Here is a 2,146-nt window from a genome sequence, read left to right as displayed (position 1 = left end):
AGCCAGCATGGTGAATCAGAAACACACTGATTTGGGAATCCCAAATCGATTCAACCTAAACCCATCCCGCTTTAGCGCGTTGTGTTCACGCGCGTTCTTCGCGTGAGGCAATACGAACTGCGGTTGTGACGCATCGACGCACTGTCGTTGCGTCGTCGCGCGCGCGTCACATGCGCGTCAGGCAAGCCCCCGAAGATTGCTGAACGGTTTCCGTTTGTGCGTTCGCGCAGCGATGTTGGGGCATCCTCATGAAATTGAAGACTTTCGTTTCCGTTACGACGGCGATGTCGCTTGTCGCGTCGCTGGCATGGACTGCAACTGCGGCACGCGCCGGTCAAGACGGCGATAATGATGATCGCGGCGTTGGCGATGCTCGCGGTCACGATCAGGATCAAGACCAGGACCATGACGGTGGTCATCATGGCCGCAAGCCGCGCGTGGTGATGATCTCGCTCGACGGTGCCAAGCCCGATTTCATCCAGAAGTTCATCGAGGAAGGCGTGCTGCCGCGCGACGGCGGCCTCGCCCGGCTCAGCCGGCGCGGCGCAGTGGCGTTGCAGAACGTGACGGCGTCACCGTCGCTCACCGCGGTGTCACATATCGCGATCGCGACCGGTTCGACGGCGGTCCACAACGACATCCCCTCGAACACGTTCGAGCCGATCGTCGGGCCGATCTCCGGCAGCATCAGCGGCTTTGCGGCGCCGATCGGCGGCTACAGCGAGAGCCCGCTCGGGCCATCGCCGCACCCGACAGCGGTGCCGTTGTGGGTGCAGCTGCGCCAGCAGGGCAAGAAGGTCGTCACGGCGACCTGGCCCGGCGGCGACGGCGCCGACATCTCCATCAACAAGACCGTGGTGCAGCCGGCCCAGCCGACCCGCATCACCGACTTCACGGTCCCGTTCGGCGCGTTCGGCGGCATTGGGGCCCAGGGCTTTTCGCTGTCGCGAGGCGACTTCACGACCGACCCGAGCATCGTGGCGGCGCTGCAGGCTGCCGGCCATTTCTCGTTCAGCCCGGTGCTGGTGACCTCGGCACCGATCGAGACGTTCTCCTGCTCCGCCGCGGCAACCGCGACCTGCACCAACGCCTCGACGCTCGACGTCAAATATTCGATCCGTGTCGCCGCGATTGACACCACCAACGATCGTAAGGTGAACTACGACACGCTGGTGTTCTTCGATGCCAACCGCGGCATCACCGCAGGCCCGTTCCACGCGCCGTCGACCGGACCGGCCTATGTCAAGTTCGGCGGCGAGAACGCACCGTTCTTCTTTGAAGGCAGCGGGGCGAAGGTTGGTGCCGCGTACTTCGTCTCTGCGCTGTCTCCCGATCTCTCGGTGGTGCGCTTCGCCCGCTACGGCGCCAACTACATCCCGCGCAACACGCCTGTTCTCGCCGACGTCGACGACATCAACAACAACATCGGGTTCTGGCGTCCGCAGGCCGACTTCCGCATTCCGGAGCGGCTGAGCCCGGGCTTCACCAATTTCCCCGACGTCGAGATCGAGACCATGTTCGAGGACATGGTGAAGACCTTCGTGCGCTACCAGGCCAATATCGGCGAGCGCGCGATCAAGACCCATCCGGACGCCGACCTCGTCATGGTCTATATCGAGCAGCCCGACGGCTCCGAACACCAGTTCCTGCTGACCGATCCCCGCCAGGGCACCAACCCGACCGACCCGAATTCGATCGGTGCCAACCAGGATGCCGCCAAGGTCAAGCGATACGCGTCCTACATCCGTTTCGCCTACCAGACGGCCGACAGAGCGGTGAAGCAGATCGCCGACGCGGCGGGCCGCGACAGCAACGTGATCGTGGTGTCGGACCACGGCTTCGCGCCGTTCCACACCTCGGTCAATCTCGCCAACATCCTGCGCAACGCCGGGATCGACACCAGCAAGGTCGGGATCCGCACCTCCGGCCCCGCCGCCGACATCTACATCAACCTGCAGAACCGCGAGCTCGGCGGCACCGTCGATCTCGCGACCTACCGCACACTGGTGGCGCAGATCACCGACGCGGTGAAGAACGCGGTCGACCCCAATGCCCGCTTCAACTACTCACTCAAGGACCAGCGCATCTTCACCGTCGTCGAGACCCGGCCGCTGCAATGCGACGCCGGAACCGGACAATGCATCAG

At 64.0% G+C, this 2,146-nt stretch carries 1 protein-coding gene; it reads left to right on the top strand.

What is annotated here, in order from left to right:
* Window positions 1-248: 248 nt before the first annotated feature.
* The coding region (locus PMN64_RS42730) for an alkaline phosphatase family protein (protein ID WP_411785100.1) at window positions 249-2,146 on the top strand (1,898 nt) is incomplete at its 3' end.

The organism is Bradyrhizobium sp. UFLA01-814 (assembly GCF_046718885.1).
Lineage (GTDB): Bacteria > Pseudomonadota > Alphaproteobacteria > Rhizobiales > Xanthobacteraceae > Bradyrhizobium > Bradyrhizobium elkanii.
Note: the sequence above shows the minus strand (reverse complement) of the source record. Positions and strands in the feature narration are given on the sequence as shown.